The organism is Acinetobacter sp. ANC_7634 (genome assembly GCF_056779875.1).
Map to the genome: position 1 here is coordinate 44,681 of NZ_JBWYIT010000009.1, position 17,431 is coordinate 62,111.

The window sequence follows — 17,431 nt, forward strand, 5'->3', positions numbered from 1 at the left end:
ATCAAGATAGGTTCTTTTTTAAACAATATCAATTACTTTTAGCTAAAGCATTAAGCTACTTGACCTTCCAAGAAATCCTGTGCAAAGCGTTGTAATACACCACCCGCTTCATACACAGACACTTCTTCTTCGGTATCTAAACGGCATGTCACAGGCACTTCAATGGTTTGATTTTTGCCATCAGCCGTTGCACGCTCAATCACAAGCGTCAAAGTCGAACGAGGCGCAATATTCCCAATCACGCTATACAGCTCAGTACCATCCAAACCTAAAGTTTTACGGTCAGTTCCTGCCTTAAACTCAAGCGGTAACACACCCATACCGACCAAGTTGGTACGGTGAATACGCTCGAAACCTTCTGCCACAATCGCTTCAACCCCTGCAAGGCGAACACCTTTCGCAGCCCAGTCACGGCTAGAACCTTGACCGTAGTCTTTACCTGCCACAATGATCAAAGGCTGTTTACGGTTCATGTAGGTTTCAATGGCTTCCCACATACGCATCACTTCGCCTTCAGGCTCTACACGCGCTTTTGAACCTTGCTTAATCGTACCGTCCGAACGTACCACCATTTCGTTATACAATTTCGGATTGGCAAAGGTCGCACGTTGTGCCGTTAAATGGTCACCACGGTGCGTTGCGTATGAGTTAAAGTCTTCCTCAGGCACGCCCATTTTATGTAAATATTCACCTGCTGCCGAATCCATCATAATCGCATTCGATGGTGATAAATGGTCTGTGGTGATGTTATCGCCTAAAATCGCAAGCGGACGCATATTGGCTAAAGTACGTGGTGCAGCAAGTGCGCCTTCCCAATATGGCGGACGGCGGATATAGGTACTTTGCGGACGCCAGTCATACAGTGGGCTTGCGGCTTGAAGCTTCTCACCCAAATCAAACATTGGGATATACACTTTTTTGAATTGCTCAGGTTTTACCGCAACTTTCACCAATGCATCAATTTCTTCATCAGATGGCCAAATGTCTTTGAGGTAAATTGGGTTGCCATCTTTATCATGACCTAAAGCATCCGTTTCAATGTCAAAACGAATCGTACCTGCAATCGCATATGCAACTACGAGCGGAGGCGATGCCAAGAATGCTTGTTTTGCATACGGGTGGATACGACCATCGAAGTTACGGTTACCTGATAAAACAGCCGTTGCGTAGAGGTCACGGTCGATAATTTCTTGCTGGATTTTTGGATCTAACGCACCTGACATCCCGTTACATGTGGTACATGCATACGCCACGATACCAAAACCGAGTTTTTCTAAATCACCGAGTACACCTGCTTCTTCTAAATACAATGCTGCGGCTTTAGAACCCGGTGCAAAAGATGATTTCACCCACGGCTTACGCACTAAGCCTAACTCATTAGCTTTACGAGCAAGCAAGCCTGCTGCCACTGTATTACGTGGGTTTGATGTATTGGTACATGATGTAATTGCCGCGATGATGATTGCACCATCAGGCATTAAGCCTTCTGCTTCTTGAGCACGTGCTGCTTCTAAATTGCCTGCAATGCCTTTCGCTTTTAAATCACTTGTAGATACACGTGCATGTGGGTTTGATGGCCCTGCAATGTTACGAGTTACGGTTGATAAATCAAAACGAAGTACACGTGGGTACTCAGCTTTGGTCATATCACTTGCCCAAAGACCAATTTCTTTGGCATAGTTTTCTACAAGTTTCACTTGCTCAGGCTCACGACCTGTAAGCGTTAAATAATCAATGGTGTTTTGGTCAATATAGAACATCGCAGCCGTTGCACCATATTCAGGTGTCATATTCGAGATGGTCGCACGGTCACCAATCGACATGGTGTCTGCACCTTCACCAAAGAACTCTAAATAAGCACCGACTACACGCTCTTTACGCAAGAACTCTGTTAAAGCCAATACGATATCAGTTGCCGTAATGCCCGGCTTACGCTGACCAACAAGCTCTACACCAATAATGTCAGGTAAACGCATCCAAGATGCACGACCAAGCATCACGTTTTCAGCTTCTAAGCCACCGACACCAATTGAAATGACACCTAAAGCATCCGTATGCGGTGTATGTGAATCTGTGCCCACACACGTGTCAGGGAAAGCCACGCCACCACGGTTTTGAATCACTGGAGACATTTTCTCCAAGTTGATTTGATGCATGATGCCATTACCCGCAGGAATCACATCAACATTTTCAAAGGCAGTTTTGGTCCACTCAATAAAATGGAAACGGTCTTCATTACGACGATCTTCCACCGCACGGTTTTTCTCAAATGCATCAGGATCAAAACCACCGTACTCGACTGCGAGTGAGTGATCGACAATCAGCTGAGTTGGTACCACGGGATTGACTTTAGATGGGTCTCCACCTTGATCGGCAATCGCATCACGCAAACCTGCAAGGTCCACCAATGCTGTTTGACCTAAAATATCGTGGCAGACCACACGTGCTGGATACCAAGGGAAATCATGGTCTTGTTTGTTAAAGATTAACTCTTTAAGAGACTGCTCTAAAATTGCAGGATCGCAACGGCGTACCAATTGCTCTGCAAGCACTTTAGAAGTATATGGGAGTTTTGCGTATGCGCCTGGCTGAATATCTTCAACGGCTTGACGCACATCATAATATTCGAGCTGGGTACCTTGCAGTGGTTTACGGTAGTTGTTATTCATCGCGTTCCTGCCTTGCCTTGAGCATCTTTTTTCTAAACTTTCTAAACATTTTGTTGTTGATGAGACTTCATCATTTGTGTTGGCATAGTACACTGCTGAAAGTCCATTTCCCAAATCTTATATATTTCATGTACTTAGGTATAAAAAACAGGGTTTTTGAAATATTTTGTTTCAAATAACGCAGTTAAATTAGCAGTTATGTGCTTTTTTTTGAAAAATAGTGGAAAATTGGGATAATTCTTTAGTATTAGATTCAGATTCGAGCATAGAAAATGAACAATTTATCTTTCTCCTCATTTACGCTTAATGGCGTGGATGCTCAAAAATTTTTACAAGGTCAAGTGACGTTGCATGTTGAACGCCTTGAAGAAAAAATCACGCGCTACACAGCAATTTGTGATTTAAAAGGTCGAATTCACTTTGGTCTATGGCTAACAAAACTAAATCCTGAAAGCTTTGTCATTGTCACCACTCAAGATCAGGCTGAAGAATTTTCTAAACACATTAAAAAATTTGGTGCTTTTTCCAAAATGAAACTTGAAGAAGCAGGTCAGGTCTATCCTACGCTTCAAGGTGACACCACTACATTCTCAGCAGCACTAACAGACATTGCCGCTTGGCGAGTTCAAGCCATTCAACAAGGTCAAGCGTATATTGATCAAGCCATTGAACATGTGTTCCAACCCCAAGAACTTCGTTTGCATCAACGTGAAGGCGTTCACTATGACAAAGGTTGTTACTTGGGTCAGGAAGTCATTGCACGCTTATGGTTTAAAGCCAAACCGAAAGCGTGGTTACATCTGATTCAAGGTACAGGTGCTGTGCCTGCAGAAGCGGAACAACTCGATAAAAGCGTACAAGTGGTCAATAGTGCTGCATTTGAAAATGGTTATATCGCTTTGGTGGTGGCACGCCCTGAAGCATTAGCAGAGTTAGACGTGACTGTTTTAGATTTGCCTGAGTATTTAAATGGTGATGTGGCTAGACCACAGTAAAATAATCTAAAAAAACCTCCATTTAGGAGGTTTTTTATTAACCATTAGGCTGAGGATTTGGAACATATTTCCGGTAAATGATCAGGTTTAATATGACCAATACCGCACAACACCAGTACATAAATTCAAAGCTCCATTGTGCAATAACCAATCCCATTACAACTGAACCAACTGCCAGACCAATATCAAAACAAATAAAGAATGTTGATATTGCATGCCCCATCCGATGTTTATCTACGGTTTGAATGGTGAGCGTTTGCAAACAAGGAAATACTGAACCATATCCAATTCCAATAAAAATTGCAGATAACCACAACATCCACTGATTATTGACTAGTGTTACGACCACAAGTCCAATCGCAAAAAATATAAAAGAAGGAACGATAACAGCACGCGGACCTTGACGATCATAAATTTTACCAACCCAAGGTCTTACAATTAACATCGAAACCGCAAACAATATAAAAAATACACTGGTATACGTCAGCAGCTGTTTGCTCTCACTGTAAACCGTAATAAAACTGGTAATACTCGAGTAAGCAAAAGCTGTAAGTAAAGCAACACCACTTACAGCAAAAACTTTAGGCTCAAGAAAATCATCTAGCTTAAAACCTTTTTTATTCATTTTATTTTGCTGAGGTATCTGATTCGCTGGAATATTTAATAGCCAGCTAAAAATTAGACCTAAACTGATGAGCACCGCGAGAGCACCGAATAAAATTTGGAAGCTATAAAATTGAATCATGGTAAGCGCAATTAATGGTCCAAATACCACACCTAGGTTAGTGGACATCACATAATAACCCATGCCTTCACCTTTACGATGCTCAGGAATAAAGTCATTCGCGACTGGAACAGCCACAGTGGTCAACACACTAAACCATATCCCATGTAAAAATCGTATAAGCAACAATGACCACATGTTATCAATGAATAAATAAGCAAATGCAAAGACCGCAAAAAACGTGCTCGATCCACGCATAGTGAGTCGCTTACCCATTTTTTGAATGATCATGCCTGAAAATGGTCGTACTGCTATTGATGAGGCGAGAAAAAGCGTTAACGCTAATCCTGCTTCTTCAACTGATCCCGCTAAATCCTTCACAATGTAAATCGGAAGGACAGCCAACATGGCAAAGTAGTAAATAAAAACAAATAAATTATTTAATACACACAAGATAAATGAACGATTCCAAAGTCGTTCGGTGGTTACACTCATGAAAATCTACTCTTGTCGCATTAATGTTTAGGCGTGAGGACGTAATGGATCTAAACTCAGTTTGACCAATTGACGGATATAGTGCTCATCAGGCAAATGATTAAAAAAAATAATTTGGTAATGAATAGGACCATACAGTCGATCAAGTACCAAATCATAGTGATCATGTTCAATCAGCTCCCCCGCCTCAATCGCCTGTTGGATCAGTTGGTGCAGTTGAACTCGTTTAGGTAATAAATATTGCTTGAAGAATGTTGCAGCCAATTCACGATGATTCGCCATAACCACCAACATCGCTCGTCCCACTGGATGATCTAAAGCCTTAGCCAAACGAAGCAATTGTTGATTAAGATTTTGTTCAAGATCGAATTCTGGCTCAAACTCAAAAATTGAGAGTGTGAGCTCCTTAAACGTGTCTAGAACCAATTCAGATTTATGTGACCACCATCGATAAATAGTCGACTTTCCCACCCCAGCACGTGAAGCAATGTCTTCTACTGTCAGTTGGTGATATTCCACTTCATTCAAAGCCTGTTTGACTGAAGCTAAAATACATGATCGGCGTCGTGCACTTTTGTCTTCGCTTGTCATGAAATTCTCACAAATAAAACGATACGTTTCGTATCGTTTTATAATAGAGTTTTTTTATTGATAAAGATATGAAAATAAGACCAAGGCGTTAGATGGAATAGATTTTAACTCTCAATCGATTGAGAGATGACTCATAAAAAAACCTCCTATATCGCTAGGAGGTTTTATTCTAAAAGCCATGAAATAATTTATTCATATCCTTCACCACATAATCTTTAAAATGAAATGCTCTCGCGTGTTTAGCATCAAACTTTACGGTTAAATCACCTTTTTGGAATACATACACTCGATTCTCCTGACTCACCAAATACTGCTCGCCAAGTTTTAATAAGAGCGCATCTATCTTTTGTTCATCTGGGATTGAATCATCTTGAAAAACTTTATCGTAATTACGTTTAATGCCTTTTATAAACATCGTTGACCACCTCATTGCACAATGCGTATTTAAGCAAAACCATCGAAGAACTACTAGTGGATTAAAATTTTGGTTAAATCCATATATTCAAGGCTGAACAACATAAATCCAGTGTCGTTTATATGCTTATACTGCAATACACATACTTTATTCACAAAGCGAAGCTAAATTTGAAGGATGTATACATATTCTATATTTACATTCACATAATTCGGACTATGATGAAATGGTGTAAAACTCTATTTACATCAAATAAATAGGGTTGCTTTTAAGATAGGTATAAAACAATTATGAAAAAAATATTATGTGGTGCTTTACTCGCTGTTGCCACCTCATTTAGCTTCGCTGCCGCACCAGTCGATCCTGCATTCAGCAAAGTACAGGAACTGATTCAAGCAAAGAATTACAATGCGGCCTACCAAGAACTTGAACGCTTATCAAAAGCAGGGAATCCTCAAGCGACTTATAACTTGGCATATCTCACTCAAGCTGGTCAAGGAACCAAACAAGACAACAAAAAAGCAGTACAACTTTATGAACAAGCTGGCACTGCAGGCTATCCTTTAGCCAATTATGTATTGGCGCAAAACTATGCCACTGGCGGCTTGGGTCTGACCAAAAATGAAAAAAAATCTCGTGAATACTTAGATAAAGCTGCAGCTCAAGGTTTTGAAGATGCGATTGTTGAATCTGCTGTTCTACTGTTCTCTGAAGGCAAAGAACAATCTGATAAGCTCGCGTTACAAAAACTTGATCCTTTAATTAAGAAAGGAAGTTATCCAGCCATTCATGCTCGTGCTTTATACGATATTTCATTAGGCTTTAAGACCAAAACTGAAGCGCCTGTGAAAAAAGGTTTAGCGAGCATTCAAGATTTAGGTAAAAAAGGATACATCCCTGCGCTTATGGCCATTGGTAACATGTTCGTAAACGGAAATATCGTTCCGCAAAACTTACCTGAGGCAAAAAAAATATTTAGTGCTTTAGCAGATGAAAATATTCCTCAAGCCAAGGAAAATCTAGCGATCGTGAACAAACTGATTGCTGAGAATGCAAAAAAACCTGCAGCAAATACGAAAGCTAAATCTTAAGCATTAATTTAAATTTTAAACCGATGCTCAAATACAAAAACCCTATCGCAAGATAGGGTTTTCTTATATGAAAAGGAGATTTATGATTACATTCTAAGTTTTATTCAATTACCACCACAAAATAATTAATCCAGCAGTCACAATAAATCCAATCACCGTACTCATCAATAAAGGTGTAATTGCACGATCATTGAGCCCATACGCTTGTCCCAACATTCCAAATAATGCAGGTGTAGGTAAAGCTGCAATCAATGTCCCTACATACACGATATCCATCGGTGCTTGAGCAATAAATCGTAGAGTCAAATACATGAGTATTGGAAAAATAAAGTTGGACGATAGAACAATATAAAGACTCTGCTGATTGACATATTTTAGGGTTAAACCTGCGATGCTTCCGCCAATCACAAATAACGCCAAAGGAGATGCCGTCTGACCAATCATTAAGAAAACTTGATCTATATAATGCGGCAGTTTAACCTGAAAAATAGCGCACACAATTCCGATTACCACACCAATAAACAATGGATTTTTACATAGGATTATAAAGTTATTTTTTAATGTATTGAGTAGTGCTTGCTGATTTTGAGCTTGCAATCCCGCAATAAATAAAGCTGCTGGAACAAGAAAAACACTTTCGATAATTACGATTAAAGAAGTAAAGGCAAGCGCGATATGACCAATCAATAGACTTAAAATGGCCGTACCAAGTAGTCCAGTATTAGACATTGACGCTCCAATTGAGAGAATGGCAGCATCACTGAAATTGTTTTTAAAATGCTTTACCAAAATCCATAAAGCGATTGCAAATACAAAGGCAGTCACCACAATATAACTGTAAAAAAGTTCAGGTTGCCATATCGCATCAAGATCTTTTGATGAAAGCGCTTGTAAAAATAGAGCAGGTAAAGCGACTCGAATGACGAATGTACCAACAATAGAGACTTGTTCCTTGCTAAGTAAATTCAGTTTAACCGAGGCATATCCCGAAAAAAGCAGTAAAAAAATCGGAATAATGACCGATAAAACCATGACTTAGCATCCCTAGCTATTGTATGAGTTAGTCAAATTATCATACAACAGCCGTAATTACCTAGGATGACTTTTTAAGTATACCTTTATGCCTATTTTATCTATCAGCATATGGCTTAAATAATGATTTCACATCATGCGGTTGGCATCGTAAATATTGCGGACTAATTTCAACCTCTGCTTTTAATTGAGCAGCAGCATGCCATGGCCATCTTGGATTAAATAGTATTGCCCTTGCGAGCCCGATTGCATCAGCTTTGCCTTGTTGTAAGACATCTTCCGCCTGTTGAGGTTCAGTGATCAGCCCAACAGCAATCACTGGAATGTCTACGTGTTTCTTGATTGCTTCCGCAAATGGAACTTGGTAATTAGGACCAATCTGAATATTTTGATCGACATGTAATCCACCAGATGATGCATGGATATAAACTGCACCAAGTTTTTCTAATGCCTTTGATAACCCAATTGAGTCATCAATATTCCATCCCTTTTCTTGCTCCATCCAGTCTGTTGCAGACAAACGAACACCGATTGGATAGTTGTCTGGAACAGCATTTTTGATCGCCTGAAAAACCTCTAAAGTTAGACGAATGCGATTCTCAAAACTTCCACCATATTCATCTGTTCTTCGATTAGATAAAGGGGACATAAATTGATGTAATAGATAACCATGAGCCGCGTGGACTTCGATGAGATCAAAACCTGCATCTACAGATCTGACTGCTGCAGTTGCAAAGTCATCGATAATTTTTTCGATTTCCTCGATACTTAATTCATGAGGAGCCTGATCATCTGGATTAAATGGTAAATCACTTGCAGATACCGTTTGCCAGCCATGTTCATGATTCGATGAGAATTGACCACGTCCCAACCATGGTTTATCAGTTGAAGCTTTACGTCCCGCGTGCGCTAACTGAATGGCGATTGGCGTTGGAGCAATCGATTTTACCTTATCAATCAATGCTTTTAATTGTGCACGTTGTAAATCATTCCACAACCCTAAATCTGCAAAACTGATACGACCTACAGCTTGTACCGCAGTTGCTTCAATAATATATAATCCAGCACCCGACAATGCATAACTCGCCCATTGTTGTTCATGCCAAAAACTATGCTCCCCTGCTTCATTCGCAGAATACTGACACATGGGAGCAATAATAATTCTATTTTTGAGTGATAAATTTCCGAATTGAATTGGCTCAAATAATTTTGCCACACTGAATCTCCCTGATTTTAAATTGATTTATTTGTAGCAGTGTACAACGCATTTACGTGATAAATCATCTAAGTTCATTTCATCATTGAATGCTTTAAAAAACATTTTAAAACTTAACCATGAAGGCACTAGATGGATTGTGTATCATATTCTGTTCAAGCGTAATATCTTGTAGTTCACTCGATGCTGCTTGCAATATCCTCATTTAACCCAATATTTTTCTACTCGCCCATTTAACAGAGTTTCCATGCCTGAATTACCTGAAGTTGAAACCACTAAAACCAGCTTGCTCCCTTTGCTGAATCAAAAAGTACTTTCTGTTCAAGTCAATAATTCAAGTCTGAGATGGCCTATACCAAATGATGTAAATCAATTGGTCGGTCAACGACTGATAGGGCTAACACGTCGATCCAAATATATTTTGGCACAATTTGAAAATGTGACCATGTTATGGCACTTGGGAATGTCTGGAAGCTTTCGTTTGAGTGATTCACGTGATGCGTTGAGAAAGCATGATCATTTCATCATTCAATTCGATGATATCCAATTACGCTACCACGATCCTCGTCGTTTTGGTTGCATTTTATGGCTGGATGATCATGCTCAATCCAAACTTTTAGATACGCTTGGACCTGAACCTTTAAGTGAATCTTTCAATGCTGACTATCTAGAGCAGAAATTTAAAAATAAGAGTGTTGCAGTCAAAGTTGCAATTATGGATAACCACATTGTTGTGGGTGTTGGAAATATTTACGCAACTGAAAGTCTGTTTAATTTGGGCATTCATCCTGCACAACCCGCCTCTAGTCTTACACGGTCACAAATTGAAAAATTTGTCATTGAAATCAAACGAATCCTTAAACAAGCAATTGATTTAGGCGGATCTACTTTACGTGATTACACCAATGCCATGGGCGAAAATGGCTACTTTCAACAAACGCTATTGGCTTATGGGCGCGCTGGTGAAATGTGCATCAACTGTGAAACAACTTTAGAAAATATTAAGCTCGGGCAACGTGCTTCTGTTTTTTGCCCTGAGTGTCAACCGCTTAAGCGACCTCAAGCCTCAAAGAATCCTGTATCAAAGGTAAAATCCAAATGAAATCAGCAATTGTTCGGCATATTTTAGTCAAAGATCAAGACCTGTGTATCCAACTTAAACAAAAGCTTAAAGACGGTGCTGATTTTGCTAAAATTGCTAAGCAACACTCAACTTGTCCCTCAGGAAAAAAAGGAGGGGAATTAGGTGAGGTTAAGAAAGGACAATTGGTTGGTCCTATCGATAAGGCAGTTTTTAGTTTGGCTGAACGTGAATTACATGGACCAATTAAGAGTCAATTCGGCTGGCATTTACTCGAAATTAAATTTCGTATGGATTTTTAAACTTCCTGGATTTCCCTCTCCTTTTAGGAGATGAGAAGCATCGCTTCGCAAGAAAGAGCTAAGAATCAATCCCTCCCAGCCTCCCTTTGACAAAGGGGGATTTCGGGCGATTTAAAAAACGATGAGATATAAAAAACGGCGCATTTAGCGCCGTTTTCGTTGTAAAAGCATTAACCTTTACGTTTTAATTCGTCACGAATTTCACGAAGTAATTCGATATCTTCTGGAGTAGCTTCAGGTGTTGGAGCTTCCTCCTCTTGCTTACGACGCATTTTATTCATCAATTTCACTAACCAGAATACCACCCATGCAAGCAGGATGAAGTTGATGAGAATCGTCAAGAAATTACCGTAAGCCAAAACATTTAAACCCGCTTCTTGAGCGGCAGCAAGCGTTGTAAGGTTATTTGGATTATCTCCTAATACAACAAACCAGTTTGAATAATCAACATCACCGCCTAAGATCCAACTGATAATTGGCATGATGACATCTTTCACCATTGAATCGATGATTTTACCAAACGCCCCACCAATGATCACACCGACCGCCAGATCCATTACATTGCCTTTCACGGCAAATTCTTTAAACTCTTTAATAATGCTCATTTTTTCTCCAAAATTTTTCTATGCATTAATGTGACATAATATACATTATTCTTAATGATATTTCCGTCTAAACTCGTTGGTTTTCCACCAAAATCATAAGTATCTCTGTTTAAATAAACAAGATCTTGTCCAAATCAACTACAACAATTCAACAACTTTTATTTCATATCTTAAATGATGTAGTCAAGATATAAAAAAAACCGCTCTTTTGAGCGGTTTTTTTATTTAAATCAATTAAGATTTATTACGTTTACGTTCGTTTTCAGTCAACCAACGCTTACGAATACGAATTGATTTAGGTGTAACTTCAACAAGCTCATCATCTTGAATAAATTCAAGTGCTTGTTCTAACGTATATTCAATCGCAGGAACAAGTGTTAATGCATCATCAGTACCTGATGCACGAACGTTTGTTAATTGTTTCGCTTTAGTTGGGTTTACAACCATATCGTCAGAACGAGAGTTAATACCAATAATCATACCTTCGTAAACTTCTAACTGAGGTTTAGCAAATAGACGACCACGGTCTTGTAAACTGAACAATGCATAGCCCAAGCATGTACCTTGAACCATAGAAATCAACACACCGTTTTGACGTTTTGCAACAGAACCTTGTTTCATTGGTCCATAGTGCGAGAAACTTGAGGTCATGATACCAGTACCTGAAGTCATGGTCATGAATTCTGAACGGAAACCAATCAAGCCACGTGAAGGTACAGTTGCTTCAATACGAATACGACCTTTACCGTCGACTTCCATATTGGTCATTTCACCTTTACGGTTACCCATTTGTTCCATCACAGCACCTTGATGCTGTTCTTCTACGTCAAATGTTACGTTTTCGTATGGCTCTTGCATTTCGCCGTCAATCTCTTTCAAGATTACTTGCGGACGAGATACACCCATCTCGAAGCCTTCACGACGCATGTTTTCGATCAATACCGAAAGGTGAAGTTCACCGCGGCCCGACACTTTAAAACGGTCAGGACTGTCAGTATCTTCTACACGAAGTGCTACGTTGTGAATCAATTCGCGGTCAAGACGTTCACGGATGTTACGTGAGGTCACAAACTTACCTTCTTTACCGGCGAATGGTGAGTTGTTAACTTGGAATGTCATCGATACTGTAGGCTCATCTACAGAAAGCGGTGGCAATGCTTCAACATGTTTAGGATCACAAATCGTGTCAGAGATATGAAGTTCGTCCATACCTGTTACACATACGATGTCACCTGCAGAAGCAGATTCAACGTCGATACGCTCTAAACCATGGTAACCCATGATTTTTAAGATACGACCGTTACGTGTTTTACCATCTTTGTCGATTACCGTTACAGGTGTGTTCAATTTCACTGAACCACGTTGGATACGACCAACACCAATAACGCCAACGAAGCTGTTATAGTCAAGTGAAGACACTTGCATTTGGAATGGACCATCAACATCCACTGCTGGCGGCTCAACGATGTCTACGATTGTTTGGAACAACGGAGTCATGTCTTCAGCCAATTCTTCTGGTGAAGGACCTGCTACACCACGAAGACCAGAAGCATAAACCACAGGGAAGTCTAACTGTTCGTCAGTACCACCAAGGTTATCAAATAAATCGAATACTTGATCGATTACCCAGTCAGGACGCGCATTAGGCTTGTCAACTTTGTTGATAATTACGATTGGTTTTAAACCACGTGCGAACGCTTTTTGCGTTACGAAACGAGTTTGTGGCATTGGACCTTCTTGTGAGTCTACCAAAAGAAGTACACAGTCAACCATCGACATTACACGTTCAACTTCACCACCGAAGTCGGCGTGTCCCGGGGTATCCACGATGTTGATACGGTATTCAGTATCAGTACGTTTATCTAACCATTTGATTGCAGTGTTTTTTGCAAGAATGGTAATACCACGTTCACTTTCAATAGCGCCTGAATCCATGACACGCTCGATCTCACCCGCGCGTTCACCCAAAGCACCTGATTGTTGTAAAAGTTTGTCGACAAGAGTCGTTTTACCATGGTCGACGTGTGCGATGATGGCAATATTACGGAGAGTTTTAATATCTGACATGTAAATTCGATACGCTTTAAATTTGAGGGCAAATTATACAGAAAAATCCTAAACTTTTATAGTGACTGTTTCTTTACAATTTCATTTTTTTTGACAAATGGTTATGTTTCGGTTTTGTAAACCCATGTAACTCGATTAGAATGTCGGCACTTTCGCTTAATCTAGATGGTATAGACCATGCCCGCTCCCGACCAATCTCAAGAACCGAAACTCGATCTTGTTTATGGTTTAGACGATAAACCAAAACCGTTCATCGCTTTTCTCGCTGCAATTCAGCATTTACTTGCCATTATTGTTCCGATTGTTACTCCTGGTCTATTGATCTGTTTGGCTTTAGGTGTTTCTAAAGAAGATACAAATATGATCCTTTCCATGTCATTGGTAATTTCAGGGATTGCGACTTTCTTGCAAAGTAAAAAGGTTGGTCCTTTTGGTGCAGGCTTACTGATTGTTCAAGGTACAAGTTTTAACTTTATCGGTCCTATTATTGGGATTGGCTCGGCAATGGTTGCTGCAGGAACTCCAGTCGAAACCGTTATGGGTTCAATTTTTGGTGTCGTGATTGCAGGCTCATTCATTGAAATGGGAGTTTCTCGCATATTACCATGGGTAAAAAAACTCATTACTCCACTTGTGACTGGTATTGTTGTACTCCTCATTGGCTTAACCTTGATTAAAGAAGGTTTAATCTCAATGGGTGGTGGTTACCAAGCGATGAGTAATAACACTTTTGCCAATACAGACAATCTCATTATGTCTTGTACTGTCTTGGCATTAATCATTCTCTTAAACCGCTTGAATGTAACTTGGGTCAAGAGTAGTGCGATTTTGATTGCACTGATCGTGGGTTATGCACTAGCAGGCTTCATGGGCCATTTAGATTTTTCTGGCTTAGAAAATGCACCTTTGGTTCAAGTTCCTACACCAATGCACTTTGGTTTAGACTTCTCTTGGAGTTTATTTATACCAATGGCATTTATTTATTTGGTTACTTCATTAGAAGCGATTGGTGATATCACCGCGACCTCTAAGTTATCCAATCAGCCTGTTGATGGTCCGAAATGGATGGAGCGAATTAAAGGTGGTGTACTCGTCAACGGTGCAAACTCCTTACTCGCTGGTTTATTTAATACTTTCCCGAGTTCTGTTTTTGCTCAAAACAATGGTGTTATCCAATTAACTGGCGTTGCTAGTCGACATGTGGGTATATGGATCGCCGCTCTATTAGTTATTCTGGGTTTACTACCAGCAGTCGCTGCCATCATCCAAGCTGTTCCTCAAGCTGTACTAGGCGGTGCTGTCATGGTGATGTTTGGGGCTGTTGCGGCATCTGGGATTAATATCCTTTCTGGCATTCAACTTGACCGCCGTGCATTGCTTATTATTGCAATTTCACTTGCCCTCGGTTTAGGTGTTGCTCAAGTTCCACAGATTCTTGAACATATGCCTGAACTCATTCGTAATATATTTAGCTCTGGTGTAGCAACTGGCGGCATTGCAGCCTTGATCTTGAACTTCGTTCTACCTGAAGCAAAGAAATAATTTAGATTGAATCAAAGACTGCCCAGCATTGTCTGGGCTCTTTTATTCTGTGGAGAAATATATGGTTCCTCAAAGTGAAGTTGTTATTCGTCAACATAACTTTCTGAAAGGTCGAATATTATTAGTCAATGCACCAACTGATGACTTAACTACTCAGCTCGATAAAAACATTCAGGCTTCAGTATGGACATGGAACTATAACGACTTTCTATTTTTCCAAAATCAAAATATTCCTGTTCATTTTGGGACGGATATCCCTGAAGCAGAATATGATCAAGTCATTATTTTTGTACCTAAAGCCAAAGAACTTTTGAATTACTTACTACATAGTGTGGTATTAAAACTCGGTCTTGGTGCATCAATTTTTCTTGTAGGTGAAAAGAAAGGTGGCGTTGAACGAGCAGCAAAACAACTCGTTCCATTTGGCAAATGTGTCAAACTTGATAGCGCTCGTCATTGTCAAATGTGGCAATTAATAATCGATAAGACTCCTACGCCTCGATCTTTAGAAAATTGGGCTCAACAATATACAATTCAAACACCGAATGGCGAATTACAGATTTATGCTTTACCTGGTGTATTTAGTCAAAATAAACTTGATATTGGTACAGCTGTATTTCTCCCCTACCTCAATCGAGTGAGTTCAGGTAAAATCGCTGACTTCGGTTGTGGTGCTGGCATTATCAGTGCATATTTAGCCAAATTGAATCCCAAAAATCGTATTTTTGCGCTTGATGTGGATGCTTTTGCGCTCGCCTCCACCCGCCTAACATTTGAAAAAAATAATTTGTCACCAGAACAGCTCGAAATCAAAGCTGTGACTGGCATTGAAGATGCGCCACTATTTTTACATGCCATCGTCAGTAACCCTCCTTTCCATCAGGGTATATACACTGATTACAATGCGAGTGAGAATCTTTGTAAGACATCACGTCGCCATCTAAAGTCTGGTGGTGAACTTTGGATCGTGGCAAATCGTTTTTTAAACTATCCAACTCTCATTGAGCAAAATTTTGGTCAATGTGAAACTTTGACTGATCAACAAGGCTTTAAAGTACTGTTTGCAAGTACTCAAAAGAAATCATAAGGAACTTTCGATGAGCGAAACCGGTCAACTTAAGCGAAAGCTTGGAGCACGCCATCTTAATATGATCGCCATTGGTGGTTCTATCGGTACAGGACTATTCCTAGCTTCGGGTGCAACAATTGCCAATGCTGGCCCTGGTGGTGCATTACTTGCCTATTGTTTAATTGGCGTAATGATTTACTTCCTCATGACCAGCTTAGGCGAACTCGCAACACACAATCCAACATCAGGTGCTTTCTTCACCTATGGCACCAAATATGTCGAAGGTGGGTTTGGATTCGCACTAGGCTGGAACTATTGGTACAACTGGGCGATAACCGTCGCATTTGAACTTGTTGCAGTTCAATTCATCATGAAATTTTGGTTTCCTGATATCCCAGGTTTCTATTGGAGTGCCATTTTCCTTGCTATCGTTTTTGGTATTAACGCCTTAACAGTCAAAGGTTTTGGTGAGTCTGAGTTCTTTTTCTCACTCATTAAAGTTCTTGCCATCATTGCATTTATCATCATTGGTATTTTCATGATTGCCAAAATCATGATGACACCCAATGTTGCAACTTTCGCAAATTGGTCAAAGGGTGAAGCGCCATTTGTAGGTGGTTTGTCAGCATTAATTGGTGTCGCGATGATCGCAGGATTCTCATTTCAAGGTACTGAAATGGTTGGTGTTGCCGCTGGTGAGTCGAAAGATCCGAAGAAAACCATTCCTATTGCGATTAAACAGATCTTCTGGCGTATTCTCTTATTCTATATCGTTTGTATTTTTATTATCGGTACATTGATTGCGCATGATGATCCTCGTCTAATGCAAGCTGCTTCAGATGAGAATATTGCATTATCACCTTTTACTTTACTCTATGAACAAGCAGGCTTTGCTTTCGCTGCAAGTGTCATGAATGCAGTCATTCTTACGGCTATCCTTTCTGCCGGAAATTCAGGAATGTACTCTTCCACACGAATGCTTTTTGATATGGCAAAAAATGGAAGTGCACCCAAAGTTTTCTCCAAACTTGATGGTCGCGGTGTACCAATGAATGCACTTTATGCTACGACAGCAATCGCAGCACTATGCTTCTTGACGACATTTATTGGTGAAGAGGAAGTATTTAATTGGCTTCTGAATATGTCTGGTATGTGTGGCTTTATCGTATGGCTCGGTATCGCAATCTCTCATTACCGATTCAGGAAAGGCTATTTGGCTCAAGGATATAAGTTAGAAGATTTAGCATATCGTGCAAAATTTTTCCCTTTTGCACCGTGGTTCGCTTTTATTTTGTGTGCAATCGTTGTGTTAGGTCAAAATTATCAAGCCGTACTTGATGGGGAGTGGATCGCAGTAGTCTCCACATATATTGGGATCTTCTTATTCTTAGCAATATGGCTAGTTTATAAGTTCAAGTACAAAACCAAGTTGATTCAATATCAAGATATGGATGTAAAACCAATTCAAGTCGATCAAGACTAATAAAATAAAAAAACAGCTCAAATTGAGCTGTTTTTTTATTGTTAGATTATGATC

Annotated in this window: 15 protein-coding genes; 7 read left to right on the plus strand and 8 right to left on the minus strand. The window is 39.9% G+C overall.

All coding sequences use genetic code 11. The features are described 5' to 3' along the window. Positions 1-50: 50 nt before the first annotated feature. A complete protein-coding gene (gene acnD / locus AC1M9A_RS10250) occupies positions 51-2,669 on the minus strand; it encodes a Fe/S-dependent 2-methylisocitrate dehydratase AcnD (protein ID WP_481610135.1) in 2,619 nt (872 codons plus the stop codon). 272 nt (positions 2,670-2,941) lie between these two features. On the opposite strand from acnD, the gene ygfZ reads away from it, so the two are divergent. Next, positions 2,942-3,664 carry a CAF17-like 4Fe-4S cluster assembly/insertion protein YgfZ gene (ygfZ, locus tag AC1M9A_RS10255; protein WP_481610136.1) on the plus strand — a complete coding sequence of 241 codons (723 nt, stop codon included), beginning with the start codon at positions 2,942-2,944 and terminating at the stop codon, positions 3,662-3,664. Positions 3,665-3,701: 37 nt separating this feature from the next. Here ygfZ and AC1M9A_RS10260 read toward each other — a convergent pair whose 3' ends face one another. From AC1M9A_RS10260 to AC1M9A_RS10270, 3 genes are all read right to left on the minus strand, one after another. After that, on the minus strand, positions 3,702-4,883 hold the full coding sequence (locus AC1M9A_RS10260) for an MFS transporter (RefSeq protein ID WP_481610137.1): 1,182 nt from the start codon (positions 4,881-4,883) through the stop codon (positions 3,702-3,704). A 27-nt stretch (positions 4,884-4,910) separates the two neighbouring features. Further along, on the minus strand, positions 4,911-5,474 hold the full coding sequence (locus AC1M9A_RS10265; RefSeq protein ID WP_481610138.1) for a TetR/AcrR family transcriptional regulator: 564 nt from the start codon (positions 5,472-5,474) through the stop codon (positions 4,911-4,913). A gap of 169 nt (positions 5,475-5,643) precedes the next feature. Beyond that, positions 5,644-5,889: a hypothetical protein gene (locus AC1M9A_RS10270; protein ID WP_092767507.1), complete on the minus strand. Its 246-nt coding sequence runs from the start codon at positions 5,887-5,889 to the stop codon at positions 5,644-5,646. Between the two features lie 290 nt (positions 5,890-6,179). On the opposite strand from AC1M9A_RS10270, the gene AC1M9A_RS10275 reads away from it, so the two are divergent. After that, positions 6,180-6,980, plus strand: coding sequence for a tetratricopeptide repeat protein (locus AC1M9A_RS10275; protein ID WP_092767509.1), 801 nt, complete (start codon positions 6,180-6,182; stop codon positions 6,978-6,980). A gap of 108 nt (positions 6,981-7,088) precedes the next feature. Here the strand turns inward: AC1M9A_RS10275 and AC1M9A_RS10280 are convergent, their stop codons facing one another. Further along, positions 7,089-8,012 carry an AEC family transporter gene (locus AC1M9A_RS10280; RefSeq protein WP_481610139.1) on the minus strand — a complete coding sequence of 308 codons (924 nt, stop codon included), beginning with the start codon at positions 8,010-8,012 and terminating at the stop codon, positions 7,089-7,091. 97 nt (positions 8,013-8,109) lie between these two features. Continuing rightward, on the minus strand, positions 8,110-9,228 hold the full coding sequence (locus AC1M9A_RS10285) for an NADH:flavin oxidoreductase/NADH oxidase (RefSeq protein ID WP_481610140.1): 1,119 nt from the start codon (positions 9,226-9,228) through the stop codon (positions 8,110-8,112). Between the two features lie 247 nt (positions 9,229-9,475). Between AC1M9A_RS10285 and mutM the strand changes: the two genes are divergently transcribed. Further along, complete coding sequence (gene mutM / locus AC1M9A_RS10290; RefSeq protein ID WP_481610141.1) at positions 9,476-10,330, plus strand: bifunctional DNA-formamidopyrimidine glycosylase/DNA-(apurinic or apyrimidinic site) lyase; 855 nt, start codon at positions 9,476-9,478, stop codon at positions 10,328-10,330. Then, positions 10,327-10,611, plus strand: coding sequence for a peptidylprolyl isomerase (locus AC1M9A_RS10295; RefSeq protein ID WP_481596053.1), 285 nt, complete (start codon positions 10,327-10,329; stop codon positions 10,609-10,611). Before mutM ends, AC1M9A_RS10295 begins: the two co-directional genes overlap by 4 nt. A gap of 170 nt (positions 10,612-10,781) precedes the next feature. Here the strand turns inward: AC1M9A_RS10295 and mscL are convergent, their stop codons facing one another. Beyond that, positions 10,782-11,216, minus strand: a complete 435-nt coding sequence (gene mscL, locus AC1M9A_RS10300) for a large conductance mechanosensitive channel protein MscL (RefSeq protein ID WP_481610142.1) — start codon at positions 11,214-11,216, stop codon at positions 10,782-10,784. A 234-nt stretch (positions 11,217-11,450) separates the two neighbouring features. Next, positions 11,451-13,283, minus strand: a complete 1,833-nt coding sequence (gene typA, locus AC1M9A_RS10305) for a translational GTPase TypA (RefSeq protein ID WP_035270590.1) — start codon at positions 13,281-13,283, stop codon at positions 11,451-11,453. A 177-nt stretch (positions 13,284-13,460) separates the two neighbouring features. On the opposite strand from typA, the gene AC1M9A_RS10310 reads away from it, so the two are divergent. The 3 genes from AC1M9A_RS10310 (at position 13,461) to AC1M9A_RS10320 (ending at position 17,377) form a co-directional block, all read left to right on the plus strand. Continuing rightward, positions 13,461-14,825 carry a uracil-xanthine permease family protein gene (locus tag AC1M9A_RS10310; protein ID WP_179998974.1) on the plus strand — a complete coding sequence of 455 codons (1,365 nt, stop codon included), beginning with the start codon at positions 13,461-13,463 and terminating at the stop codon, positions 14,823-14,825. A 61-nt stretch (positions 14,826-14,886) separates the two neighbouring features. Then, positions 14,887-15,912: a methyltransferase gene (locus AC1M9A_RS10315; RefSeq protein ID WP_481610143.1), complete on the plus strand. Its 1,026-nt coding sequence runs from the start codon at positions 14,887-14,889 to the stop codon at positions 15,910-15,912. A 10-nt stretch (positions 15,913-15,922) separates the two neighbouring features. Beyond that, positions 15,923-17,377: an amino acid permease gene (locus AC1M9A_RS10320; RefSeq protein WP_481610144.1), complete on the plus strand. Its 1,455-nt coding sequence runs from the start codon at positions 15,923-15,925 to the stop codon at positions 17,375-17,377. The last annotated feature ends 54 nt before the right edge of the window (positions 17,378-17,431 follow it).